The following is a 25,022-nucleotide window of genomic DNA, read 5'->3' on the forward strand; positions in this document are numbered from 1 at the left end:
AGCCCCGGTCGCGTGTTGTTTCACAAGGGCGCCGCGGCAACCTCGCACGATCTGCCGATGCTTTGCCTTTAAGGCCCTAAAGACTTCCCTCCTCCCGCCGACTATCTGATGTGGCGATCTTGCTGTTCCTCCCCGGGACACCCGCCCGACCCTGCTCTCCAACGCGTTTCCAGCCCGAGCGACAATCCCATGTTCCTGAGAAATATAAGAATCGCAGCCAGAGCCTTCATCAGCTTCGCTGCTATTGCGTCACTGAGTGTGTTTCTCGGCCTGTTCGCCCTCAAGCAGATCGGCGAAGTGCAGTCCCAGGCTGCCGACATACAGAACAACTGGCTGCAGCGCGTCCGACTGCTGGCCCTGGCCAATGCCTCGCTCGACCGTTTCCGCCTGGGGGAAATGGCGCACATCCTGTCCTCAAGCGATGCAGACATGCAGACCTACGAAGACAAATCCGCTGGGCGCCTGAAGGCCGTCAAGGAACAGTTGGCGCAATACGCGGGGCTCCTGAACACCGCCGAGGAGAAATCCCGCCTCGACGCTTTCAACCAGAGCCTGGAAGCGTATGCGAAGAACCACGCCGAGATGCTCAAGCGCTCACGTTCAGGCGACAAGGCCGGCGCCCGCGACTTTCTCAACAGCATCCGGGAAAGCTACGAGCACATGACCAAGAACTTCGACCAACTGATCGACCTCGCCAATAAAGGTGCGGAACAAGCGGGCTTGACCTCGGTTGACGCTTATCAACACGCCGTGAAGGGCATCGCACTCGTCATCCTGCTGGTGAGTGGCGGCACTTTACTGGTTGCCTGGCTGCTGACCCGCAGCATCACCAGCCCCATCAACGAAGCGGTGCTGGTAGCCGAAACCATCGCCAAGGGCGATCTCACCCAGCCCATCAACCCAACGGGCAATGACGAGGCCACTCGCCTGCTCAGGGCGCAGGAGACGATGCGTAACAACCTGGTGCAGACCTTGCGGCAAATTACCGGCTCATCCAGCCAACTCGCCGCAGCCGCCGAAGAACTGAATGCCGTGACCGCCGAAGGCAGCCGCGACTTGCGGCAGCAGCATGGCGAAATCGAACAGGCCGCTACGGCCGTCACCGAGATGACTAGCGCTATTGAGGAAGTCGCGAGGAACGCCGCATCAACTTCCGACCTGTCCCAGGAGTCGCGCAGCATTGCCTTGAAAGGCCAGCAACGCATGGTCGAAGCCCTGGATGCCATCCTGGCACTGACCCGTGGCGTTGAAGTCAGCTCCGAGCAAGTGGGTAGCCTGGCCGAACAGGCCAAGGATATCGGCAAGGTACTGGATGTTATCCGCACCATCGCCGAACAAACCAACCTGCTGGCGTTGAACGCGGCCATCGAAGCCGCCCGTGCGGGCGAGGCCGGTCGCGGTTTTGCAGTAGTCGCCGACGAAGTCCGCGCCCTGGCGCATCGCACCGCTCAGTCGACTCAGGAAATCGAACAGATGATCGGCAGTATTCAGTCCAACACTGCCAGCACCGTCAAGACCATGCTCGACAGCAGCAGCATGACCCAGCAAACCCTGTCACTGGCCGAGCTGGCACAACAGGCACTGGCGGATATTCTGGTAGCCAACAATGAGATCAACGACCGCAACCTGGTCATCACCACCGCTGCGGCCGAGCAAGCCGACGTTGCTCGGGCGGTTGACCGCAATTTGCTGAATATCCAGCAACTGTCGATTCAGTCCGCGGAAGGTTCGACCCAAACCACCAGCGCTTCGCAATCCCTCGCCAGCCTCGCGCATGAGCTGAATACGATGGTGAAACACTTTCAGGTTTGAAAGCGCGGCCCGCAAAACCAAAAAACCCCAACCGGTCACCCGGCTGGGGTTTTGTATTTCTGCAACCGGCGCTTACTGAGAAACGCGGCTTTGACCGTTAACACTCATGATGCGCACGCGTTGACCGATGCGGAAGATTTCATTCGGGTCAACGGCCTGGACGTAGGCGCGCATGCTGCCATCGTCTTCGCGAACGGTGATTTCGACGCCCTGGGTGCGGGTCAGGCCTTCTTCGGCAGCGGAACCCAGCAGGCCACCGGCAACCGCACCGATAACACCCGTGACGATACTGCCACGGCCACCGCCGATAGCACTGCCGCCAACGCCACCGACCACTGCACCGGCAACGCTGCCGATTGGGGTCTTGGTGCCTTCGATTTTCACTGGACGCAGGGATTCGATGGTACCCATGCGAACGGTTTGTACACGTCGCGCGTCATCACGGGAGTACGAGTCGCCGGTCAGACTCGAGGCGCAGCCACCCAACAGCAACGACAGGGTGGTAAAGCAGGCAACCAGTAAAACGGACTTACGCATAGCATCAACTCCAAAGGACAGGGTTTCATTAAACGCTGCGACTCGACGCCTGTCACGGCAAGCCCGGCAGAAAATTGCTTTCATTCAGCCCTAGTACAGACTGCCAGCACCATAAAAACCGACAAACGGTAGCAATTATCCTGTTCCAAGGAATGTCATGAAGGCGCGTTCATCAGTGTGGCTGCGCAGTCGCAAACACCTCAAGCCTCTTTAACCGAGGCTCAGGATGAAAGGGTAAACCCTCGGAACGGAGAGCTCAGGGAGCCAGGCGCTCACGCACCCAGTCGGTCCCTTGCAGGCGGTAATTCAGGCGGTCATGCAGGCGGCTGGCGCGGCCTTGCCAGAACTCGATGCGTTCCGGCAGCAAACGGTAACCACCCCAATGCTCCGGGCAATCGGGCTGGGTATCGCTGAAGCGCTGCTCGGTGACCTTGAGCAATTCCTGCAGTTCTTCACGGTCACGAATGACCTTGCTCTGCGGGGACGCCCATGCCCCCAGGCGGCTGCCCAACGGGCGAACCTGGTAATAAGCATCGGACTCTTCAGGCGTGACCTTCACCACCCGTCCTTCGATACGCACCTGGCGCTCCAGGGTCGGCCAGAAGAATGTCATGGCCGCGAAGGGCCGCGCCGCGAGTTGTTCACCCTTGGCGCTCTGATAGTTGGTGAAGAAGGTAAAGCCCTGTGCATCCAGGCCCTTGAGCAGCAGGATGCGACAGTGCGGGCGACCTTCCTGGTCAACCGTGGCCAAGGTCATGGCATTGGCCTCCACCGGTGGCTGCTCGGTCTTTACCGCCTCGCCGAACCACTGGTGGAACAAGGCAAACGGCTCGCCTGGGGCCTGGGCCTCACTCAAACCGTCCCTTGTGTAGTCACGGCGCATATCGGCCAGTGCCTGGGTCATGCGGCTTTATCCTTCTGGTTCACCGAATCAGTTCTTTGCCTGGTCGTTCGAAGCCGGTGCTGCGGCTTTGGCTGGGGCTGGCTTTTTAGCAGCGGGCTTGGCCGCTGCTTTCTTGGCAGCCGGTTTGGCAGCCGCTTTCTTGGCCGGAGCCTTTTTCGCCGGCGCTGCTTTTTTGGCCGCCGGCGCTACCGGTGCCGGAACGTCCTGCACAGCGATCATTTCAGCCTTCGGCGGGTTAGCCGAGTTGTACTTGCTCAACAACGCCAACATGGTGGTGCGCTGGGTGAACATGATTTCCATACGACGGTTCAGGGCGCGGCCCTGGTTGCTGTCGTTGGCGGCACGCGGCATCAGGTCACCCATGCCACGCAGCATGAGGCGGTCCTGCTTCAAGCCGCTGAGGCTGAAAATCGAGGCGATGGATTGTGCACGTTCCTTGGTCAGCGCCTGGCTTTGCGGTTCGGCACCGTTAGCGTCGACATGGCCCAGTACCAGCACGGCAGTCTTCGGGTCACCTTCAACGGCCTTGGCAACACGGGTGAACGGCCCCAGGGTCACCGGCAGCAACATGGCCGGGCGTTTCGGGTTATAGGAACCGTCCACCGGCGCGATGATCACCAACACGTTGTCGCGGCGCTCAAGTTGCAGGTTGCTGTCCTTGATCGCAGTGCGCAGGCGTGGCTCGTAGTCGTCGAGCCAGGCTTGGGTAATTTTCGGGTCAGGCATCGGCACGTTGGTCACATCGACCTTGGCCAGTGGTTTTGGCTTGCTTTCGAACGGCCACCACCAGTGAGCTTCGCTATCGGTCTTGGCGACGGCAGGTGCTGCAGCCGGCGTTGCTGTCGGCGTGGCGGCCTGCAGGTCGGCTTTCAGATCGGCCTTGGCATCGGCAGCTTTTTCATCGGCACTCTTGGAGGAGAACGGCCACCAGCTGGAACCCGTGTCGGCCTTGGCTACCGGGGCAGGCGTTGGCGCATTGGCTGCGGGGGCTGCAGGGGCTGCGGCGGCCACGGGTGCGGCAGGCTTGGCGCCAGCGGCAGGCTTGGCATCCGGTTTGGTTTCGGTTTGGGTCACTGCATCCTTGGTAGCGGCCTTGTCAGATCCAAATGACCACCAATGCCCACCTTCGGCATCATTTTGTGGAGTTTGTGCGCAGCCAGTAATAGTGAGGCACAGCGCCAGTGCCAAGGACTTGTTCGATAACATGAGATATCCACAAATGAGAAAAAACCGGAGGGTCTGGAGGACCCGTTAAACAGACACTTAAAGAACATTGAAGTTACTTCATTTCGTTCAGCGTCTTCTTATACATGCCTTTGTAACAAAAAATTGTGAAACAGCAAGCGGTTTACAGACAACCGGCCAATATTCCGACCAACTTCTGCGCACGCGGGTCCATAAGTACATAGGGGCCCAGCGTATTAGTCACAAAACCGAACGCTACATCATGTTCCGGGTCGGCAAAACCCACCGAGCCCCCTGCCCCAGGATGCCCAAACGCACGCGGGCCAAGGCCGAAGGTAGCGTTGGGCAACTGCGGTTGATCCAACATGCACCCCAGGCCGAATCGGGTTTGGGTCAATAAGGTTTTATCCGGCCCGATACTGTGTTCACGGGTCAATTGTTCGAGCATGTCGCTTTCCAGCAAACTACCGTCCAACAAACCGCTATAAAACCCTGCCAGGCTTCGTGCATTACCGTGACCATTTGCCGCTGGCTGCTGCATGCGTCGCCATTCAGGCTTATTAGTGCTGGTAAGAATAGACGGTGGATTGGCGAATGCGCGGGTCGTCATTGCCGCGGGTTCGCGCATCATTACTTGCAACAATCTTTGTGCCGCTTCGTCGCCCATGTTGCCTTTGCTGCGCGCTATATGGGCGACACGATAAAACTCTTCGTCCGCCAAACCTATATGGAAGTCCAGCCCCAGAGGCCGTGCAACCCGCGCCACGATGGATTCCCCAGGCCCGCGCCCGTCGGCACGGCGCAGCAGTTCGCCGACCAGCCAGCCATAGGTGATGGCTTCATAGCCATGTCCTTGGCCGGGCGTCCACCACGGGGACTCGGCCGCCAGGGTATCGACCATCAATTGCCAGTCGTACAGGGCCTCGGCAGGCAGCATTTCGCGGATCGCCGGCAAACCGGCCTGGTGGCAGAGCAACTGGCGCAACGTCACCGCGTCTTTTCCGGCGGCCGCAAATTCAGGCCAGTAGTCGGCCACGGGGGCGTCCAGCTTCAGCTTGCCTTCGGCCACCAGTTGCAAAGCCGCGACGGCGGTGAAGGTCTTGGTGCAGGAGAACAGGTTGACGATGGTATCGCTGTGCCAGGCCTCGGCCCCGTCCTTATCGGCGGTGCCGGCCCACAGGTCGACCACGGTTTCGCCACTGATCTGGATGCACAGCCCCGCGCCTCGTTCCTGCGGGTCATCGAACAACGCGGCAAACGCTTCGCGCACCGCTTCGAACTGGAGTTCGTAATGACCCTGAATCTGCACCTGAGCGCCCTCGAAAAACACTGTAAAAAGTGGCCGACATTGTTCCAGCCATTATGGGTTTTGTGAACCCGTCAACGCTCAATCAGTGACCATTTCCAGAGTGCCCGCCGGCATGCCCGGCGCCCTGCCCTGCACCTTTGCCCTCGTGCCCGGACTTGCCGCCTTCGCTTTCACGCACCGCGCTGTCCGCCTTGGCTTTCTGCGCCTCCTTGCCCAGTTGATCGACGGCCGCCAGGTTGCTTTTACGCACACTCTCGACAAAGCCCTGGTAGGGCACGTCAGTGATACCGACCAGGCCAAAATGGCCGTTCTCGCCGTCCAGCAAACGGCCGGTCACCGGTTGGTCCAGGTACTGGAACCAGTGCACACCGACGATCGACGGTTCGGCCATGGCCTGCTTGAGGAAGTTGCCGTACGCCGCGCCGCGATCGTCTTCCTTGGCCAGTTGCGTTACACCGCCCCAGAACGGACCACGGTCCGCCGAGCCGAAATTGAACTCTGTGATCAACACCGGCTTATCCAACGCACGCAAGGCGGCGAAGTCATAGCCGTCCTGGGGCTTGAGGGTGTACATGTTGAAACTCAGCACATCGCAATATTGCGCGCAGGACGCCACGGCTTCCGGCGTACTCACGGCGTAGCGACCGCCCAGCAGCAACTGGTTGGGGGCGTGCCATTTCAGCGAGTCGGAAATGGTCTTGAAGTAGGCGTCGGCGAAGGTCTTCTGGAAGTATTTGAAATCAGCTTCGATTTCCGGGTGTTCAGGGCTCGGCATCGGCGGTACGAAACCTGGGTCCTCCATCAGCTCCCAGCCGGTGAGGTGGATGCCCCAGGCTCTCGAAAGCCCCTCTTCGTTGCGATACTTGTCGCGCAATTGCTTGAGGAACGCGCGCTTGGCCGGCACGTCGGTGGTCAAGCGCAACGTGCCGTAGGCCAACGCGTAACGGGATTGCGGCGCATCTCCCGGGCCGGCCCAGGCCAGTTCGTTGTCGGCGAAGTAGCCGATCAACCAGGGGTCGTCACGATGATCACGTGTAGCAATGGCTACGGCACGTTCGGTGGCCATGGCGAAACGCGGGTCGAACGGGTCGGGCATACCGCCCCACCAGTCGGTGCCGGTGCTGATGCTGGCGTAATCGCCAACGATTGACAGCGGCAAGGTGTAAGGCACGCGATCAGCGGTGGCCAGGTCTGGATCGCTCCAGTTGCCTACGGTATTGAAGCCCCAGGCCTGCAGACGATCAAGGGTATGGCTGACCCAGCGCTTCTGGTCGAAACCTTCGGTGCCATAGGCACGTTGCAGGTTGGCACCATAGAAATCGTACCAACGCCCGGCAGCGAAGCCGCGGCCCTCACCCGATCCATTGGCGGTGCGGTTATCGCCGCGGCCGTAGTATTTGTCGAAGGGCTCGCCGGCCTTGGGCAAGGCGGCGAACATCCATTCACGACCGGCCACATAGGTCTGGCTGTTATCCGGCGCGACAGTGTTGACCCCCAAGGAGTAGAACGGGTGGCCTTCTGGCGTCACCAGATACCAGCGCCCGTCGCGTTTCTCCGTGCGGAAGAACCCACTGGCGTCGAATGTCGGGCCTTTGCTCCAGCCGCCATATTGGTCCAGGGAGGACTTGTCACGTTCCGCCAGCCACCCCTTGAGTTGCTGCTGCTCCCTGGCCACGGCGGCCTTGAGCTGTTCGTCGCTGCCGACCTTTTCCGGCCAGCGCGCACGGGTGGACTGGCCATAGGCATCCACCAGGTCACTGTAGGCCGCCTTGAGCACGGGCTCGCTGTCCTGCACGCCAAAACGTTCCAGCAGAATGCTCTGAGGCACATCGGGCTTGATCATCGACAGCGTCACCGATGCTACCTGGCTGCGGTCGATTTCGCCGGTACTGGCGGCCAGCAGCACACGCTGGCCATCCACGGTGATCGGCATCGGCGGGCCGGCCTTCATGCCCTGGCTCAGCGGCGAGTTGGCTTGCAGCGGGATCAACAAGGTCTGGGCTGGACCGGCCGGCAGATCAACGCGACTGACCAGGGTCTTGCCATCTGTACTCTGTACTTTGACGTAGAGCGTCAGTGCCCAGTCCATGGCACTTTGGATGCGCAGGCTCATGGCACTGTTCTGGGACCAGTCCCATACGCCGGCCTGTGGGCTGAGCACCAAACTCGGTTCCGCGACCGGGTTGAAGGTGATGCGGCGCAACACCTCGCCTTCGGGGGTTTGTTCGGCGTTGTATTGCGGCAGGCTGGCGTCCTGGGTCGCCACCTTGACCACATCGGCAGGACGGACGAAGTTGAACAGCGTTTGTTGCCCGGCAGGCGCGGCCATCAAAGGCGCAGCAAACAGCAGGGCAAAAAGGGCAGGCAGCGTGCGAATCATACGAACAAGACTCTCCAATCGGCCGGTGAATGGCCTGATGACTTAAATCGACAGCGTTGACATAGACCACGAAATGGGCGAATCCGCCCACAGTGGCTTAGGAAATTTCACGTCTGAACGGCGGTAAGGCATTCAGAATAGCCTTGCCGTAGCGCTGGGTGACCAGACGACGGTCAAGCAACGTGATGGTGCCCCGGTCCTGTTCCGTGCGCAGCAAGCGCCCGCAGGCCTGCACCAGTTTGAGGGAAGCGTCCGGCACCGAAATCTCCATGAACGGGTTGCCGCCCCGGGCTTCGATCCATTCGGCCAGCGCAGCTTCAACCGGATCATCCGGCACCGAGAACGGGATCTTGGCGATCACCACGTGTTCGCAGTAGGCGCCGGGCAAGTCCACACCTTCGGCGAAACTGGCCAGGCCGAACAGCACGCTGGAATCGCCGCCATCGACCCGTGCCTTATGTTTGTTCAGGGTTTCCTGCTTGGACAGGTTGCCCTGGATAAATACCTGCTTGCGCCAGTCGCGGTCGAGGCCGTCGAACACGTCCTGCATCTGCTTACGCGAGGAGAACAGCACCAGGGTGCCCCGTGAACCTTCTACCAGTTCCGGCAGGTCACGGATGATCGCGGCCGTATGCGCCGCCGCATCCCGTGGGTCAGCCTTGAGGTCAGGCACCCGCAGCACACCCGCGTCGGCGTGATGGAACGGGCTCGGCACCACTGCCGTGACGGCTTTTTTCGGCAGGCCGGCACGCATGCGGAAGCGGTCGAAGGTACCCAGGGCGGTCAGCGTGGCCGACGTCACCAGGCAGCCGTAGGCCACGTTCCACAGGTTGCGCCGCAGCATTTCGGCGGCCAGGATGGGGCTTGCGTTGACTTCGATATCGAACAAAGCGCCGCTCTCCGACAACGTCAGCCAACGGGCCATGGGCGGGTTGTCTTCCGGGTCTTCGACGGTAAAGGCGGTCCACAACTCCCAGTTGCCCTGGGACCGGGACAACAGGCTGCCAAACAGTGGGTACCATTCTTCGGCCTGGTTGCTGGCGATACCGATGTTGACTTCGCCGTCCATACCCTCCTTGAGCAAATCGGTCAGACGGGTGAACAGGTCTGTCAGGCGTGAGAAGCCCTTCTTCAGTTCGATGCCCATTTCGCGCATATGCTCGGGAACCAACCCGCCGACAAAACGATGGCGTGGCCGCTCACGACCTTCCACGTCTTCGCCGGGCTTGAAGTCGGCGACCTGTTCACAGGCGCTGAACATGAACTGCTGCTGGGTCTTGATCTCCCGCGCCAGCTCCGGCACCTGTTCGATCAACTTGCCCAGGTCGCCCGGCAACGGGTGCTGGGCCAGCAACTTGGTGAGGTTCTTGGCAGTGGTTTCCAGCCAATCGGCGGTGGAGCGCAGGCGCGTGTAATGGGCGAAGTGGCCGATGGCCTTGTCCGGCAGGTGGTGGCCTTCGTCAAAAACGTAGAGGGTATCCCGTGGGTCCGGCAGCACGGCGCCACCGCCCAAAGCCAGGTCGGCCAGGACCATGTCGTGGTTGGTAACGATCACATCGACCTTGCCCATGCCTTCGCGGGCCTTGTAGAAGGCGCACTGGCCGAAGTTGGGGCAATGGCGGTTGGTGCACTGGCTGTGGTCGGTGGTCAGGCGCGCCCAGTCGGAATCTTCCAGAGCGGTGGGCCAGCTGTCGCGGTCGCCGTCCCATTTATTACCGGCCAGTTTCTCGATCATGCTGGTGAACAGCTTCTGGCTGGCTTCATCGACTTCGATCTTGAAGCCTTCTTCTTCAAACAGTTGCGCGGTAGCGGTTTGTGCGTGACCTTCCTGCAATAACACGTCGAGCTTGGACAGGCACATGTAGCGGCCACGCCCCTTGGCCAAGGCGAAGGTGAAGCTCAGGCCGCTGTTGCGCATCAGGTCGGGCAGGTCTTTGTAGACGATCTGCTCCTGCAGGGCGACGGTCGCGGTGGCGATCACCAGGCGCTTGCCGGCGGCCTTGGCCGTGGGGATCGCCGCCAGGCTGTAGGCCACGGTCTTGCCGGTACCGGTGCCGGCCTCGACGGCCACGACCGCAGGCTCACCCTCGCGGCGACCTTCGTCGTCGGTGTCGATATCCCCGAGGACCTTGGCCACTTCGGCGATCATCAGGCGCTGCCCGTACCGCGGTTTCAAGCTCTTGGCTTCGAGAAAACGCGAATAGGCGCCCTGGATCGTGGTTTTGAGTTCAGTGCTGATCATGAATAGTCGGGCGCAAAAAACGCTGGATAAATTTTCAGTGGTTCGGTTCGGCCGCTATCATACCCCGCTAATTAATCCCGCGCAGAACGGAGTACCACAATGACCGTATTCAGCCTCACCTATACCCTGCATGTACTGGCCGCCCTGATCTGGGTCGGCGGCATGTTTTTCGCCTGGATGATCCTGCGCCCCGCCGCCATGGCGGCACTTGAGGGCCCCGCCCGGCTCAAGCTGTGGGCAAATGTGTTTCAACGTTTTTTTGTGTGGGTGTGGGTAGCGGTGCTGATTTTGCCGATCAGCGGTGTCGGCCTGCTGCAACTGCGCTTCAGTGGTTTTGAGACGGCGCCGCGTTATGTGCAGGTAATGATGGGGCTGTACCTGGTGATGACGGCACTGTTCATCCGCATTCAGGCGTTGAAGTTCCCGGCATTGCGCGCGGCGGTGGGCGCTGAGGACTGGCCGGCGGGCGCAGCGGTTCTGGGGCAGATCCGCAGGCTGGTGGGCATCAACCTGATAGTGGGGTTGGTGGTGGTGGCGATTGCTTCGGCCCGGCCGATGTTCCAGTGAGCAGGCTTGCTCCACGCGGGGATGCCTGGCGGCCCCAAACCCAGGCACCTCGAGCGTACTGAAACACCGCGGCGTCTGTGTTGGAGCGACTTCGCCACCCAGCGCGGGGCAACCGCGCTCACTACACCGTTACAGGCGTTGGATGGTCACAGAACCGGCCGGCCCAGCCGGCCCCGGTTGGCCTTCCAAGCCTGGACGGCCCTTCTCGCCGCCTTCGGCGCGGTACACCAGGCAGCCTTTGGATTGCCCGCCTTTGCCGGGTTTGCCTGCCGTACCGGCCGCACCGCCCGCCCCGCCATCCACCCAGACCTTGATCTGTTCCGCCGGGTAGCTTTGCGGCAGCTCAACACGCACCTGCGCACCCGCCGCACCCGGCAGGCCGTCGCCACCGTTATCACCATTGGCTCCACGCCCGGCCGAACCCCAAGTGCAACCCGGATCCACGCCGTTGGCGCCATCCAGGCCGACATAGCCCTGGGCTCCGGCGCCACCACGGGCATCCACCGACAACTCGTCGGCGGTCAAGGCATTGATGCGCAAGGTCAGGTCACGCCCCGCCTTGGCAGGACGCTCATGGGTGCCGGGGGCACCACGGGACGTGATCTGGCTGCCATGCTCCAGTTGCGCATGGCGCACCTGCAATTGCAGCCCGGTGCTTCCCGGTGCGATAGCGATACGCGCGTCACGTCCCAGATGCAGCTCATCCACGGAGACCTGGCTGATAGTGGCCGGAATCAACAGCGTGCCGTAGTCCGCCACATCCAGGCGTTCCAGCTGTAAAACGCTGGTGCTGCTGGGCAAACGCATCAATGAATTGGTTTCGACGCTGACGCTCTGGGCCAGAGCAATGGGGCTGGCCAACAGGGCCAACAGAAAAACCTTACGCATGAATGGCCTTCTTATTTTGTGCATGGACGCACGCACAGTAACGACTTCCACAGGCGATACGCCAGTGAAGGATAAAAAAAGCCGTGATTTCGGCGAAGATCGCCAGAGAAGCCCCTGTGGTATCCACAGGGGCAAGGGCCGTCAGCGGTTGATCTGGATTTCCACACGACGGTTCAAAGCGCGGCCTTCAGCAGTTTTGTTATCGGCCACCGGATGGCTTTCACCGGCACCGGTCACCGACACGAAATTGCCGCGAGGCACGCCCTGGCTGATCAGGTACTCAACCACCGAGTGGGCGCGTTTATCCGAGAGTTTCTGGTTGTAGGCGTCTTTGCCGACGCTGTCGGTATGCCCACTGACGCGCAGTTGCGCACCGGGGGCTTCTTTTTTCAGGCGAGTGGCGATGAGATCGAGCTTGGTTTTGTCCGCAGCGGTCAGCTTGGCCGAATCGAACTGGAAGTGCACATCACGGATCACGATGGTTTCTTCCTTGACGACGACCACCTCTTCCACCACGGCCGGCTGCGCGACAGGTGGGCAACCATTGGCATCGACCTTCACACCTTTAGGTGTTCCCGGGCATTTGTCGCGGCTGTCCGGCACCCCATCGCCATCTTCATCACCGTCGCCGTGTACCCAGCAATAGGCTCCCGCCATGCCGCCAACCAGCAGCGCACCGTAGCCTGCGTAGGTTGAACTTTGCGTCGCACCGATCGCCGCACCCGTCACACCGCCGACGGCGGCACACGTGGGCCAATCGGTCTTCTGCAAGCCTGCGCACCCTGTCAATACTCCGGTTAGCAGAACCAAGGGTAGAGCTGTCCGCATGATGCTCATCTGATTTCTCCTGAGGGGATCGGCGGGGGCCGATGGGTGGAGTAAAGACGGCTCTTTTCATCTGCGCCAGTACGTCGTACCCCCGTATTCATTGAAGATCACCGCACTTTCAGGGGTTTCAGCCCCCACCCGCTCTAGGCCCGCACGCTCAGCCGCGCTAGTCTCTACAGTCCTGATGTGAGGATCTCTGATGACCGCCGGTATTTCTTCCCGTACTCCCCAGCAAGCGTTGGCCGCCCTGCTTGACCTTCATGCTCCAAAACGCCTGTTGCTATTGGGGGCCAGTCAGTTCCCGGCGCTGGACGCCTTCAAGCAGGCGCATCCTGATACGCAGGTATTCTGCGCCGCTCCAGGGCCATTGCCGGAAGAACTGGCGGCGCAACGGTTTGACCTGGCCCTGGTGGTTGACTGCCTGGAGCACCTGTCAAAACCGCAAGGCCTGACCTTGCTCGGTGGCATTCGCAACCTCAATGCCAGCCGTATTGCGGTGCTGGCGGACCTGAGCGTCTGCGGCTGGAAAGAAACCGACTTTTTCTCCCTGGCCCTGCAGGCCAGCGAACGGTTCCAGCGCGACGAGCAGGAACTGATGCTGTTCACCTATGATCTGCTTGACTATAAACAGGTGCCGGACTGGCTCAACGCCCGCTTCTGGGCCAACCCGGAAAACTTCGGAAAGTACTGGTGGTAACGTCATGAGCACATCCATCTGCCCTTGCGGCAGCGGCAACCTTCTGGATGCCTGCTGCGGCCATTATCACGCCGGCCATCCGGCGCCCTGTGCCACTGCGCTGATGCGCTCGCGCTACAGCGCCTATGTGCTGGGCCTGGTGGACTACCTGGTAGCGACCACCCTGCCTGCGCAACAGGCCGGCCTGGACCGCGCGGCCATCGCCGCCTGGAGTGCCCAGAGCACCTGGCTGGGCCTCGAAGTGGAAAACTCCGAGGTCTTTGGCGGCCAGCCGGAACACGCCTTCGTGACCTTTACCGCACGCTGGCATGACAGCAATGGCGAACACAGTCACCGTGAGCAGTCCTCTTTCGTACAGAACGAGGGGCGCTGGTACTTCATCGACCCGACGGTTGAGGTGAAGGCCGGGCGTAATGATGTATGTTTGTGCGGCAGCGGACAGAAGTTCAAGAAGTGCTGTTCCAGCTACCTCTAATCACCTGACAGGGATAACGCCATGTTTCGGATCTGCAGCTTGTTGCTGGCGTTAACCCTGGGTCTCACCGGCTGCGCCTCCTGGTTCGAGGACGACTCACCACCGCCCCACGTAGCCCTGGTAAAAGTCGAAGTGGTGCGCGCCAAGTTGCTGGAGCAGAAATTCAAACTGTACTTTCGCGTGGATAACCGCGACGACGCCGACCTGACGGTACGCGGCCTGATCTACAAGGTCAGCCTGGGCGACTTCGTGCTGACCGAAGGCGAGTCCAACGAATGGCTGACGGTACCGCCGCGCAGCCACGGTTTTTTCCGGGTGACGGTGCGCACCAACCTCTGGCCACAGATTCGTGATGTGGTGCAAATGTTGAAAAACCCTACCAAGCCCGTGCCCTATCGGCTTGAGGGTGAGCTGAAAACCGGATTATTCATCGGTAATGACGTGCAGGTCGCCCACAATGGCGAGATAATCCCCGGCGATTTTATTCCGGAGCGACATCGATGACCCAGCAACCCCATGTCCATGGTCCTGACTGCAACCACGATCACCATGATCACGACCACGGCCATGTCCACGGTCCGAACTGCGGCCATGCCCACCAGGAGCCGGTGCGCAACGCCTTGAAGGACGTTGGTCGGAACGACCCTTGCCCGTGCGGCAGTGCGAAGAAATTCAAGAAGTGCCACGGGGCGTAAGCCACCTGACACCGTTTGAGCAGCACTGAAAACCCAATGCAGGGGGGTGGCCTGCTCCCGGCTGCGGTACGTCAGCCACCCGATGCGGTGGCTGTCACCCGGTAATCGGGCGCAAGCGCCCTCCTGCATTTTCAATCGCATTCCCCCACTCAGTATTTGCGTTGAAACTGCAGTTGCACCTCAAGCTCCCCACCCTCGCGATGACTCAAGCTCAACCGCCCCTCATGCGCCCGGGCAATCGTGTGCGCAATACTCAAACCCAGCCCATACCCGCCAGTCTCGGCATTGCGTGAACCCTCCACGCGGTAGAACGGCTCCTGGGGAATTCCCGGCCCACCGATGATGGTGCTGCACGACATCAACCTCGCCGCACGCTTTGCCGACCCTATCGCCTGCTCCGCCAGGGATGGTTATAGGCCAGTGGCACAGCGGATAACGTATGGGACCCGCTGATGTTCGCCGAGGTGTATGGCGTGCAGGCGCATATTGAAAGGTGTTCGCAGCAATCGTTACAGGGAGTGGTGGACAGAGCGGTATGAAAAGCTTCTAAGGGTATGCGCAAATGTTTCATTGAGTTTTCGTACGCCGAACATTACCTATACCTACAGGCATCCGCTCAAGCATCACCCACTTTGGAGAGCTTCATGATCGACCTGTACTACTGGACTACCCCCAACGGTCACAAAGTATCGCTGTTCCTGGAAGAAGCGGGCCTGCCCTACAAGGTGCATCCGATCAATATCGGCCAGGGCGAGCAGTTCAAGCCGGATTTCCTGAAGATCGCTCCCAACAACCGCATCCCCGCTATCGTCGATCACAACCCGACCGACGGTGGCGCGCCGATTTCGCTGTTCGAATCGGGTGCCATCCTGCTGTACCTCGCGGAAAAAACCGGTCAGTTCATTCCCAAAGACCTGCGCGGCCGTCAGGAAACGTTGCAGTGGTTGTTCTGGCAAATGGGTGGGCTGGGGCCGATGGCTGGGCAGAATCATCATTTCAGCCAGTTCGCAGCGGAGAAAATCCCCTACGCGATCAAGCGCTATGTGGATGAAACCGCCCGCCTGTATGGCGTGCTGGACCGGCGTCTGGCCGACCGTACTTTTGTGGCGGGAGAGGACTACAGCATCGCCGACATGGCGATCTACCCGTGGATCGCTTCCTACCAGCGGCAAAGCCAGCGCCTGGAAGATTTCCCCCATGTGCAGCGCTGGTTCAACAGCATCAAGGCGCGGCCCGCGACGGTCAGGGCCTATGAGCTGGTACAGAAGGTGAACCCGCCCACGGCATGACTTAAAGCCATACTCGCTCAAAATGTGGGTAGGTACTTACACCCGACTGGGGGTGAATCAGTCACAGAGTCATTGACTGAAACCCCTCTACCGCAAGCCAGCCCCCTGCCCTGATGCCAGTCAGTCAAGGCTTTTTGGTAGGAGCGAGCTTGCTCGCGAAAAACTCACAGGCGCCGCGTTCATTCAGACAACACGCGTTATCGTTGAGTTTTTTCGCGAGCAAGCCCGCTCCTACAGACAACACTGTGCAAGTTTCAAGATCTCACGCTTTACCAAAACTCCCGCTTGCGTCGTTTCGCCGCGCTCACTAACGTAGCGCCTTTACTGACGCTACCCCCCGCAGGAGCTTTGCCATGGCCTCGCCAGCCCTCTCACATTTTCTTCCCCGGTTCGGCGTTGCCGCGGCAGTGGCCAGTGCCTTGAGCCTGGCCGGTTGCCAACTCCAGAGCACCCAGGACACCCTGCCCCCGGCTGCCGGTGTGCAGCCGCTCAAGGGCCTCGCGCAGAATGTGTCGGTACGCCGCAATGCCCAAGGCATGCCGCTGATCGAAAGCAACACCTTTCATGACGCGCTGTTCAGCCTAGGCTACGTGCACGCCGGCGACCGCATCACGCAGATGGTCACCTTGCGCCTGCTGGCCCAGGGCCGTCTGGCGGAAATGTCCGGCCCTGAAGTGCTGGATGTCGACCGTTTCATGCGTGCGGTCAACCTGAAAAAAAGCGCCGGTGAGCTATACAACGCCTCATCGCCCCGCCTCAAGCGCTTCTTTGAGGTGTACGCCCGCGGCGTCAACGCCTACCTGTTCCGCTACCGTGACAAGCTGCCGCCGGACCTGGCGCAGACCGGTTACAAGCCCGAGTACTGGAAGCCGGAAGATTCGGCGCTGTTGTTTTGCCTGCTGAATTTCAGCGAATCGAGCAACCTGCAGGAAGAACTATCGTCCCTGGTGCTGGCGCAGAAAGTCGGCGTCGACAAGCTGGCCTGGCTCACCCCAAGCGCGCCGGATGAAGCCATTCCGACCGCAGAAGCCGAGAAACTCAAGGGGCTGAACCTGAGCCAGATCACCGGCCTCGCCGGGTTGGATGCGGTCAGCCAGCAACTGGGCAGCTTGAATGCGCTGGCCGTCACCACATCCAACAACTGGGCTATCGCCCCCCAGCGCAGCCGCAGCGGCAAAAGTCTGCTGGCAAGCGACCTGGCGGCCCAGCCACAAGCGCCATCGGCTTGGAGCTACGTGCAGATCCGTGCGCCGAAATACCAGGCCGTGGGCGCCTCGATCGCCGGCCTGCCAACGCTGCTGTCGGGCTTCAACGGCAAAGTCGCGTGGAGCATGAGCGCGGTGAAAGGCGATACCCAGGACCTGTTCCTGGAGAAGGTCAAACGCCAAGGCAACGCGTTGTACTACGAGAGCAACGGCAAATGGCTGCCCGCAGGCGTGCGCAACGAAACCTTCTTCGCCAAGGGCCAGCGGCCGATTCGCGAAGTGGTGTATGAAACTCGTCACGGCGCCCTGCTCAACAGCAGCCAGGCGCTCACCAGTGGTTTCGGGCTGGCCCTGCAGACCGCCGACCTCAAGGACGACAAGAGCCTGGATGCGTTCTTCGACCTGTCTCGTGCACAGAACGCCGGCAAGGCCTCGGATGCCACCCGGGAGATTCGCGCCATTGCGCTGAACATGATCTTCGCCGACGCCAGCAATATTGGCTGGCAAGTCACTGGCCGCTTCCCCAACCGTCGCGAAGGCGAAGGCCTGCTGCCTTCACCGGGCTGGGATGCGCGTTTTGACTGGGACGGCTACGCCGATGCGATGCTGCACCCTTATGATCAAGATCCGCTCCAAGGCTGGATCGGCACCGCCAACCAGCGCACCGCGCCCCGCGGCTATGGCATGCAATTGTCCAACTCGTGGGATGCGCCGGAACGCAGCGAGCGCCTGGCGCAACTGGCCAACGCCGGCAAGCATGACAGCCGCAGCATGATCGCCATGCAGTACGACCAGACCACCACCTTCGCCGCCAAGCTCAAGACCATGTTCCAGGCGCCGGGCATGGCCCAGCCACTGAAGCAGGCGATTGACGCGCTACCCGTCGCCGAGCGGGCCAAGGCGCGCGAGGCGCTGGATCGCCTGATGGCCTTCGATGGTCGCCTCACGGCCAGTTCCGCCGACGCGGCGATCTATGAATTGTTCCTGCAGGAAAGCGCCAGGCAGATCTTCCTCGACAAGCTCGGCCCGGAAAACAGTGCCACCTGGAAAGCCTTTGTCAGCAATGCCGGCCTGTCTTACTCGGCCACGGCCGATCACTTGCTGGGCCGCGAAGACAGCCCGTTCTGGGATGACACCCGCACGCCGCAAAAAGAAGACAAGCCGGCGATTCTCGCCCGCAGCCTCGCCGCCGCGATCAGCAGCGGTGACAGCCTGCTGGGTGGCGATCACAAAGCCTGGCAATGGGGCAAGTTGCACAGCACCACATGGAAAAACACCCATGGGCAGGTGATTCGCGGCCCGCTTGCCAGTGGTGGCGACCACAACACCTTGAGTCCGGCGCCCTACAGCTGGGGACAGGACTTCAACACCACCCAGGTGCCGGCGCTGCGCATGATCGTCGACTTCGGCCAGGCGGAACCGATGATGGGTCAAGGCGGCATCGGCCAGTCCGGCAACCCGGCCAGCCCGAACTATGCCAATGGCATCGACGCGTCGCTCAAGGCGCAATACCTGAGCTTCCCGATGCAACCGCAGAATTTTGACAAGGCCTACGGCAAAACCCGGTTGACCCTCACTCCCGGAAAATAACTGGAATAAACCGGCTCCAACCGTGGGAGGGTTTAGAACCCCCTCCCACCGTTGGGACGGTCTGCATTTAGATAGAACTTCTGTGCTGCGCCCCGCCTCCTACCTGATAAGCCCATTGCCCCGGCACGTCCATGGACCTTGTCATTGCCCGCCCCGAAGGTCTCTACTGCCCAGCCGGAGACTTCTATATCGATCCCTGGCGCCCGGTAGAGCGCTCCGTCATCACTCACGCCCACGGCGACCACGCCCGCACCGGTAACCAGCATTATCTGGCTGCCGCCCCCGGCGAAGGCATCCTGCGCTCGCGGCTGGGCCAGGACATCAATCTGCAAACCCTCGCCTACGGTGAGCAACTGGTGCACCACGGCGTGACCTTGAGTTTCCACCCGGCCGGCCACGTGCTCGGCTCGGCCCAGGTGCGTTTGGAATACCAGGGCGAAGTCTGGGTGGCGTCCGGCGATTACAAGGTCGAACCCGATGGCACCTGTGCGCCCTTTGAGCCGGTGCGTTGCCACACCTTCATCACCGAATCCACCTTTGGCCTGCCGATCTACCGCTGGCAGCCTCAGGCGCAGATTTTTGCCGGGATCAACGATTGGTGGCAGGCCAACATCGCAGCGGGTAAGGCCAGCGTGTTGTTCTGTTACTCCTTCGGCAAAGCGCAACGCATTCTCCATGGTATCGACGCCGGCATCGGCCCGATCCTCAGCCATGGCGCGGTCGAGCCGTTGAACCGGGTGTACCGCGAGGCCGGCATCTATATTCCCGAGACCCTGTATGCCGGCGATTTCAAAAAGACCGACCCACTCTTGCGTCAGGCGCTGATCATCGCCCCACCTTCCGCGGGTGGCAGCAGCTGGATACGCCGCTTCGGCGACTACAGCGATGCGTTCGCCAGCGGCTGGATGCGCCTGCGCGGCACCCGACGGCGGCGGGGTGTCGATCGGGGTTTTGTGTTGTCGGACCACGCCGACTGGCCCGGCCTGCTATGGGCGATCGAGCAAACCGGTGCCGAACGGGTGATGGTCACCCACGGTTCCGTAGACGTGTTGGTGCGCCACCTGAGGGAAAAAGGCCTGGACGCCCAAGGTTTCACCACGGAATACGGCGATGACGAAGAAGAGGCCACGGCATGAAAGCCTTCGCCGAGCTGTACACCCAACTCGACGCCACCACTTCCAGCAACGCCAAGCTCGCGGCGCTGCAAGCCTATTTTCTGCAGGCGCCACCGGAAGATGCCGCATGGGCCGTGTACTTTTTATCCGGCGGCCGACCACGGCAACTGGTGCCGACACGCCTGCTACGGGATTTGGCCACGCAAACATCAGGGATCGAGCCCTGGTTATTCGAAGAGAGCTACCAGTCGGTGGGTGATCTGGCCGAGACGGTGTCCTTGCTGTTACCCGAATACGCTTACAGCTCGCAGGACGGCCTGGCGACATGGCTTGAAGACAAGCTCCTGCCGCTGCGCGGCCTGCCACCCCAGGAACTGATGGAGCGCCTGCCTGCACTGTGGGCGCAACTGGATCAACCGAGCTTGATGGTGTGCATCAAGTTGATCACCGGCAGCTTTCGTGTCGGTGTGTCAAAGCTGCTGGTCACCCGTGCCCTCGCCGCCATGGCCGGCCTGGACAGCAAACGTGTGGCCCAGCGCCTGGTGGGCTATACCGACTTGTCCAACCGCCCGACGGCCGAAGGCTACCTCAAGCTGATCGCCGCCGAGTCTAGCGATGAACACGCGCAACGGGGCGGGCAGCCTTATCCGTTTTTTCTCGCCCACGGACTGACGCAACCGCTGGAGCAATTCGACGCGCTGCTCGGCTCGCCCGATGATTGGCAGGTGGAGTGGAAATGGGATGGCATCCGCGCGCAGTTGGTCAAGCGTGAGGGCCGGTTATGGATCTGGTCCCGGGGCGAAGAGCTGGTTACCGAGCGTTTTCCCGAGCTCAACAGCCTGGCTGGCAGCCTGCCGGATGGCACGGTGATCGACGGCGAAATCGTGGTATGGAAGGACACGGTGCAACCCTTTGCCCTGCTGCAACAGCGTATCGGGCGCAAAACCCTGAGCAAAAAAGTCCTCGAGGACGCGCCGGTCGCCGTCCTCGCCTATGACTTGCTCGAATACCAGGGCCACGACTGGCGCAACCACACCCAGGCCGAGCGGCGTACCCAACTTGAGCAGGTCATCGCCCAGTGCAACCGCCCCGTACTGTTGCCTTCGCCATTGCTGACGGCCACGTGTTGGACGGAATTGGCCAAGCAACGAGAAGACTCTCGCCGCCTCGGGGTGGAAGGCATGATGCTCAAGGCGCGTGACGGTTTGTATGGCGTGGGACGCACCAAGGACATGGGCGTGTGGTGGAAATGGAAAGTCGACCCGTTCAGCGTCGATGCGGTGTTGATCTACGCCCAGCGCGGCCACGGACGGCGTGCCAGCCTCTACAGCGACTACACCTTTGCGGTGTGGGACGGCCCGCCAGGCACAGAGCGCACGCTGGTGCCATTCGCCAAGGCTTATTCGGGGCTGACCGACGAAGAAATGCGCAAGGTCGACGCCATCGTGCGCAAGACCACGGTGGAGAAATTCGGCCCGGTCAGCAGCGTGACGCCCAGCATGGTGTTTGAACTGGGGTTTGAGGGGATCGCCTTGTCCAAACGGCACAAGAGCGGGATTGCGGTGCGTTTTCCCCGGATGTTGCGGTGGCGGCAGGATAAGTCGGTGGACGAGGCGGACACGCTGGTCACCCTGCAGGACTTGCTGAGCTGACAGGCAACCTCAGTTTTTATCTGCACGAGCCTCAAAATGGTGCACTGAAAAATCAGTGCCCATTTTCGGGCATCTCCTACACTCACAACTCCCCTGTCCTTCCTTTTAAAACGATCATTCGGAACTACATTCGGAACTATGGTGCAGAAATTGCTACTTGTGATCCGTCTGACACCGTTCAGTAACAGTCCTAAACGCGCCACAAGCGCTTATCTTGGTTTCCAGGGAATACATAATGAAAAAAGCATTGCTGACCCTTTCTGCACTGGCTCTGTGCATGGCTGCAGGTACCGCGCTGGCCAAGGAATACAAGGAATTGCGTTTTGGTGTCGATCCGTCCTACGCGCCATTCGAATCCAAGGCCGCCGACGGCAGCCTGGTGGGCTTCGATATCGACCTGGGCAATGCGATCTGCGCCGAGCTGAAAGTGAAGTGCAAGTGGGTTGAAAGTGACTTCGACGGCATGATTCCAGGCCTCAACGCCAACAAGTTCGACGGCGTGATTTCCTCCATGACAGTGACTGAAGCCCGTGAAAAGGCGATCGACTTCTCCAGTGAACTGTTCTCCGGCCCGACGTCGCTGGTGTTCAAGAAAGGCGCGAACTACTCCACGCCTGAGTCCCTCAAGGGCAAATCCGTGGGCTACGAGCAAGGCACCATCCAGGAAGCCTACGCCAAGGCGGTACTGGACAAAGCCGGTGTCACCACCAAGGCCTACGCCAACCAGGACCAGGTCTACGCTGACCTGACCTCCGGCCGTCTCGACGCGTCGGTGCAAGACATGCTGCAAGCCGAGCTGGGCTTCCTGAAGTCGCCGGCGGGCGCTGACTACGAAGTCAGCAAGGCCATTGATGACCCACTGCTGCCATCCAAAACTGCGGTCGGTATCAAAAAAGGTAACAAAGAGCTCAAGGCGCTTCTCGATAAAGGTATCAAAGCGTTACACGATGATGGCACCTACGCCACCATTCAGAAGAAACACTTCGGCGATCTGAACCTGTACAGCGGTAAATAACACCCTGGCGCCCACCGTTTTCAGGTGGGCGCTTTTTTATCGCCATAGGTCCTGAATTCATGTTTGAAGATCTTTTACAAACCCTGGGGCTGAGTGCCTTCAGTTTGAAGGGGTTCGGCCCGCTGTTGCTGCAAGGTACGTGGATGACCGTAAAACTATCGGTCGCCTCCCTGGCCGTCAGCGTCCTGCTAGGCCTGCTCGGCGCCAGCGCCAAATTGTCCAGCGTGCGCCTGCTGCGCATTCCCGCCCAGCTCTACACCACCCTGATCCGTGGCGTGCCCGACCTGGTGCTGATGCTGCTGATTTTCTACAGCCTGCAAATCTGGCTGACCGGCTTTACCGACTTCATGGAGTGGGACTACATCGAGATCGACCCATTCAGCGCCGGGGTCATCACCCTGGGCTTCATCTACGGTGCCTACTTCACCGAGACCTTTCGTGGCGCGATCCTCGCTGTGCCCCGCGGGCAACTGGAAGCGGCGACCGCTTATGGCCTCAAGCGCGGGCAGCGGTTTCGCTACGTGACCTTCCCGCAGATGATGCGCTTTGCCCTGCCGGGCATAGGCAATAACTGGATGGTGATGCTCAAGGCCACGGCACTGGTGTCGATCATCGGCCTGGCCGACCTGGTCAAGGCCGCACAGGATGCGGGCAAGAGTACCTATCAACTGTTCTATTTCCTGGTGCTTGCCGCGTTGATCTACCTGCTGATCACCAGCGCCTCCAACTTCGTCCTGCGTCGGCTTGAACGTCGCTACTCCGCTGGGTCCCGGGAGGCCGTGCGATGATCGAACTTCTGCAGCAATACTGGCGGCCCTTCCTGTATAGCGACGGCCAGCACATCACTGGGCTTGCGATGACAATGTGGCTGCTGAGCCTCTCGCTGGTGTTCGGTTTTGTGGTGTCGATCCCGCTGTCCATCGCCCGGGTGTCACGTAAGCGCTGGGTGCGCTGGCCGGTGCAGTTCTACACCTACTTGTTTCGCGGCACACCGCTGTATATCCAGTTGTTGATTTGCTACACCGGCATCTACAGCATCGCCGCCGTGCGGGCACAACCGGTGCTGGATGCATTCTTTCGCGATGCAATGAACTGCACCATCCTCGCCTTCGCCCTCAACACCTGCGCCTACACCACCGAGATTTTCGCCGGGGCGATCCGCAGCATGGCGCATGGCGAAGTCGAAGCAGCCAAAGCCTACGGTCTTACCGGCTGGAAGCTTTATACCTACGTGATCATGCCATCGGCCCTGCGTCGCTCGTTGCCGTATTACAGCAATGAAGTGATCCTGATGTTGCACTCGACCACGGTGGCCTTCACCGCCACGGTGCCCGATATTCTCAAAGTGGCCCGGGATGCCAACTCGGCCACCTACATGACCTTTCAATCGTTTGGTATCGCTGCGCTGATCTACTTGACGGTGACGTTTGCCCTGGTGGGCCTGTTTCGTCTCGCGGAGCGCCGTTGGCTGGCCTTCCTGGGGCCAAGCCATTAAGCCGTTTTCATGTAGGAGCAGTCATGCGACATCAGGTACATGATCTGATCGCACCGGTGCCAGGCACGGCGCGACAGATTCACAGCTTTCACTTCGGCCCGGATCAGGCTGAAGGCAAGATCTACATCCAGTCATCGCTGCATGCCGATGAACTGCCGGGCATGCTGGTGGCCTGGCACCTGAAAGCGCGCCTGGCACAGTTGGAGGCGGCCGGCCGCCTGCGCAGCGAGATCGTGCTGGTGCCCATTGCCAACCCGGCAGGCCTGGAACAAGTGTTGATGGACACTCCGCTGGGCCGCTACGAACTGGAAAGCGGGCAGAACTTCAATCGCCGGTTTGTCGACCTCAGTGAAGAGGTGGGTGACCGGGTCGAGGATCTGCTCGGGGACGAGGCGCAGCACAACGTCGACCTGATCCGCACCGCGCTGTTCAACGCGCTCGCCGCGCAGACGGCCGACACACAGCTGCACTCCCAACGCCTGGTGCTGCAACGCCTGGCCTGCGATGCCGACATGGTGCTCGACCTGCATTGCGACTTCGAGGCCGTGGCGCACCTGTACACCACACCCGAAGCGTGGCCGCAGGTGGAGCCGTTGGCGCGCTATCTCGGCTCGGAAGCCAACCTGCTCGCCACCGATTCCGGCGGGCAATCCTTCGATGAATGTTTCACCCTGGTGTGGTGGCAGTTGCAGCAACGTTTTAGCGAGCGCTTTCCAATTCCCATGGGCAGCTTCTCGGTGACCGTCGAGCTGCGTGGGCAGGGCGACGTCAACCACGGCCTGGCGGCCCTCGACTGCCAGGCAATGATTGATTATTTGATTCACTTCGGTGCGATTGAAGGCGACATCGCGCCATTGCCCGAGCTGCCTTACCCGGCCACCCCGCTGGCGGGCGTGGAGCCTGTGGCCACTCCAGTCGGCGGCTTGCTGGTGTTCACCGCCCTGCCCGGTGAGTACCTGGAAGCCGGGCAGCTGATCGCCGAAATCATCGACCCCATTACTGACCGCGTAACACCCGTGCATTGTAAAAGCGCCGGCCTGCTTTACGCCCGTTCGCTACGGCGCATGGCCACTGCCGGGATGGTAATCAGCCATGTCGCTGGCACAGAGGCCTACCGCAGTGGCTACCTACTTTCGCCTTGA

21 protein-coding genes and 4 pseudogenes are annotated in these 25,022 nt (G+C 60.9%); 16 read left to right on the forward strand and 9 right to left on the reverse strand.

Features of this window, described 5'->3' with window-relative positions:
- Window positions 1-189 precede the first annotated feature (189 nt).
- Both EXW71_RS29365 and EXW71_RS29370 read left to right on the forward strand, forming a co-directional pair.
- Window positions 190-954, forward strand: a pseudogene (locus EXW71_RS29365) (MCP four helix bundle domain-containing protein); the annotation flags it as partial.
- 258 nt (window positions 955-1,212) lie between these two features.
- Window positions 1,213-1,812 (forward strand): annotated as a pseudogene (locus EXW71_RS29370) (methyl-accepting chemotaxis protein); the annotation flags it as partial.
- Between the two features lie 72 nt (window positions 1,813-1,884).
- Here EXW71_RS29370 and EXW71_RS08945 read toward each other — a convergent pair.
- From EXW71_RS08945 to dinG, 6 genes are all read right to left on the reverse strand, one after another.
- Window positions 1,885-2,349, reverse strand: coding sequence for a glycine zipper 2TM domain-containing protein (locus tag EXW71_RS08945; protein WP_060753814.1), 465 nt, complete (start codon window positions 2,347-2,349; stop codon window positions 1,885-1,887).
- 256 nt (window positions 2,350-2,605) lie between these two features.
- Window positions 2,606-3,253, reverse strand: a complete 648-nt coding sequence (pdxH, locus tag EXW71_RS08950; protein ID WP_123714931.1) for a pyridoxamine 5'-phosphate oxidase — start codon at window positions 3,251-3,253, stop codon at window positions 2,606-2,608.
- 27 nt (window positions 3,254-3,280) lie between these two features.
- Window positions 3,281-4,459: an OmpA family protein gene (locus EXW71_RS08955; protein WP_134658073.1), complete on the reverse strand. Its 1,179-nt coding sequence runs from the start codon at window positions 4,457-4,459 to the stop codon at window positions 3,281-3,283.
- Window positions 4,460-4,601: 142 nt separating this feature from the next.
- Entirely contained in the window at window positions 4,602-5,747 is a 1,146-nt protein-coding gene (locus EXW71_RS08960; protein ID WP_134658075.1) for a serine hydrolase domain-containing protein, read from the reverse strand.
- Between the two features lie 82 nt (window positions 5,748-5,829).
- Window positions 5,830-8,127: a beta-galactosidase gene (locus EXW71_RS08965; RefSeq protein WP_134658077.1), complete on the reverse strand. Its 2,298-nt coding sequence runs from the start codon at window positions 8,125-8,127 to the stop codon at window positions 5,830-5,832.
- 97 nt (window positions 8,128-8,224) lie between these two features.
- The gene (gene dinG, locus EXW71_RS08970; RefSeq protein WP_123714928.1) at window positions 8,225-10,369 is read right to left on the reverse strand and encodes an ATP-dependent DNA helicase DinG; all 2,145 of its coding nucleotides are present in this window, start codon (window positions 10,367-10,369) and stop codon (window positions 8,225-8,227) included.
- A gap of 99 nt (window positions 10,370-10,468) precedes the next feature.
- On the opposite strand from dinG, the gene EXW71_RS08975 reads away from it, so the two are divergent.
- Window positions 10,469-10,936 (forward strand): CopD family protein, encoded by a 468-nt coding sequence (locus tag EXW71_RS08975; RefSeq protein ID WP_123714927.1) that lies wholly within the window; start codon window positions 10,469-10,471, stop codon window positions 10,934-10,936.
- A 129-nt stretch (window positions 10,937-11,065) separates the two neighbouring features.
- Here EXW71_RS08975 and EXW71_RS08980 read toward each other — a convergent pair whose 3' ends face one another.
- Both EXW71_RS08980 and EXW71_RS08985 read right to left on the reverse strand, forming a co-directional pair.
- Window positions 11,066-11,824: a collagen-like protein gene (locus EXW71_RS08980; protein ID WP_123714926.1), complete on the reverse strand. Its 759-nt coding sequence runs from the start codon at window positions 11,822-11,824 to the stop codon at window positions 11,066-11,068.
- Window positions 11,825-11,965: 141 nt separating this feature from the next.
- Complete coding sequence (locus EXW71_RS08985) at window positions 11,966-12,661, reverse strand: OmpA family protein (RefSeq protein WP_134658079.1); 696 nt, start codon at window positions 12,659-12,661, stop codon at window positions 11,966-11,968.
- Between the two features lie 190 nt (window positions 12,662-12,851).
- On the opposite strand from EXW71_RS08985, the gene EXW71_RS08990 reads away from it, so the two are divergent.
- The 4 genes from EXW71_RS08990 to EXW71_RS09005 are packed head-to-tail and all read left to right on the forward strand — an operon-like array spanning window position 12,852 to window position 14,519.
- Complete coding sequence (locus EXW71_RS08990) at window positions 12,852-13,349, forward strand: DUF6231 family protein (RefSeq protein ID WP_134658081.1); 498 nt, start codon at window positions 12,852-12,854, stop codon at window positions 13,347-13,349.
- A gap of 4 nt (window positions 13,350-13,353) precedes the next feature.
- Window positions 13,354-13,824: a YchJ family protein gene (locus EXW71_RS08995; protein ID WP_123714924.1), complete on the forward strand. Its 471-nt coding sequence runs from the start codon at window positions 13,354-13,356 to the stop codon at window positions 13,822-13,824.
- Window positions 13,825-13,845: 21 nt separating this feature from the next.
- Complete coding sequence (locus EXW71_RS09000; RefSeq protein WP_134658083.1) at window positions 13,846-14,328, forward strand: LEA type 2 family protein; 483 nt, start codon at window positions 13,846-13,848, stop codon at window positions 14,326-14,328.
- On the forward strand, window positions 14,325-14,519 hold the full coding sequence (locus EXW71_RS09005; protein WP_134658085.1) for an SEC-C metal-binding domain-containing protein: 195 nt from the start codon (window positions 14,325-14,327) through the stop codon (window positions 14,517-14,519). Before EXW71_RS09000 ends, EXW71_RS09005 begins: the two co-directional genes overlap by 4 nt.
- A gap of 149 nt (window positions 14,520-14,668) precedes the next feature.
- Here the strand turns inward: EXW71_RS09005 and EXW71_RS09010 are convergent.
- Window positions 14,669-14,854 (reverse strand): annotated as a pseudogene (locus tag EXW71_RS09010) (ATP-binding protein); the annotation flags it as partial.
- A 4-nt stretch (window positions 14,855-14,858) separates the two neighbouring features.
- Here EXW71_RS09010 and EXW71_RS29030 point away from each other — a divergent pair.
- The 9 genes and pseudogenes from EXW71_RS29030 to EXW71_RS09055 all read left to right on the forward strand — a co-directional run.
- Window positions 14,859-15,058, forward strand: a pseudogene (locus tag EXW71_RS29030) (ABC transporter ATP-binding protein); the annotation flags it as partial.
- A gap of 105 nt (window positions 15,059-15,163) precedes the next feature.
- Complete coding sequence (locus tag EXW71_RS09020; RefSeq protein WP_123714922.1) at window positions 15,164-15,808, forward strand: glutathione binding-like protein; 645 nt, start codon at window positions 15,164-15,166, stop codon at window positions 15,806-15,808.
- A gap of 353 nt (window positions 15,809-16,161) precedes the next feature.
- Window positions 16,162-18,603 (forward strand): penicillin acylase family protein, encoded by a 2,442-nt coding sequence (locus EXW71_RS09025; RefSeq protein WP_134658087.1) that lies wholly within the window; start codon window positions 16,162-16,164, stop codon window positions 18,601-18,603.
- 131 nt (window positions 18,604-18,734) lie between these two features.
- Entirely contained in the window at window positions 18,735-19,739 is a 1,005-nt protein-coding gene (locus EXW71_RS09030; RefSeq protein WP_134658089.1) for a ligase-associated DNA damage response exonuclease, read from the forward strand.
- Complete coding sequence (locus EXW71_RS09035) at window positions 19,736-21,370, forward strand: ATP-dependent DNA ligase (protein WP_134658091.1); 1,635 nt, start codon at window positions 19,736-19,738, stop codon at window positions 21,368-21,370. Before EXW71_RS09030 ends, EXW71_RS09035 begins: the two co-directional genes overlap by 4 nt.
- Window positions 21,371-21,605: 235 nt before the next feature.
- Complete coding sequence (locus tag EXW71_RS09040) at window positions 21,606-22,385, forward strand: transporter substrate-binding domain-containing protein (RefSeq protein WP_123714918.1); 780 nt, start codon at window positions 21,606-21,608, stop codon at window positions 22,383-22,385.
- Between the two features lie 59 nt (window positions 22,386-22,444).
- On the forward strand, window positions 22,445-23,173 hold the full coding sequence (locus EXW71_RS09045) for an ABC transporter permease (protein WP_060754068.1): 729 nt from the start codon (window positions 22,445-22,447) through the stop codon (window positions 23,171-23,173).
- Entirely contained in the window at window positions 23,170-23,880 is a 711-nt protein-coding gene (locus tag EXW71_RS09050) for an ABC transporter permease (protein ID WP_134658093.1), read from the forward strand. The genes EXW71_RS09045 and EXW71_RS09050 overlap by 4 nt, the downstream gene beginning before the upstream one ends.
- A 23-nt stretch (window positions 23,881-23,903) precedes the next feature.
- Entirely contained in the window at window positions 23,904-25,022 is a 1,119-nt protein-coding gene (locus EXW71_RS09055) for a succinylglutamate desuccinylase/aspartoacylase family protein (RefSeq protein WP_134658095.1), read from the forward strand.

Origin of the sequence: Pseudomonas sp. BCA17 (genome assembly GCF_004519405.1) — a bacterium.
Taxonomy (GTDB): domain Bacteria; phylum Pseudomonadota; class Gammaproteobacteria; order Pseudomonadales; family Pseudomonadaceae; genus Aquipseudomonas.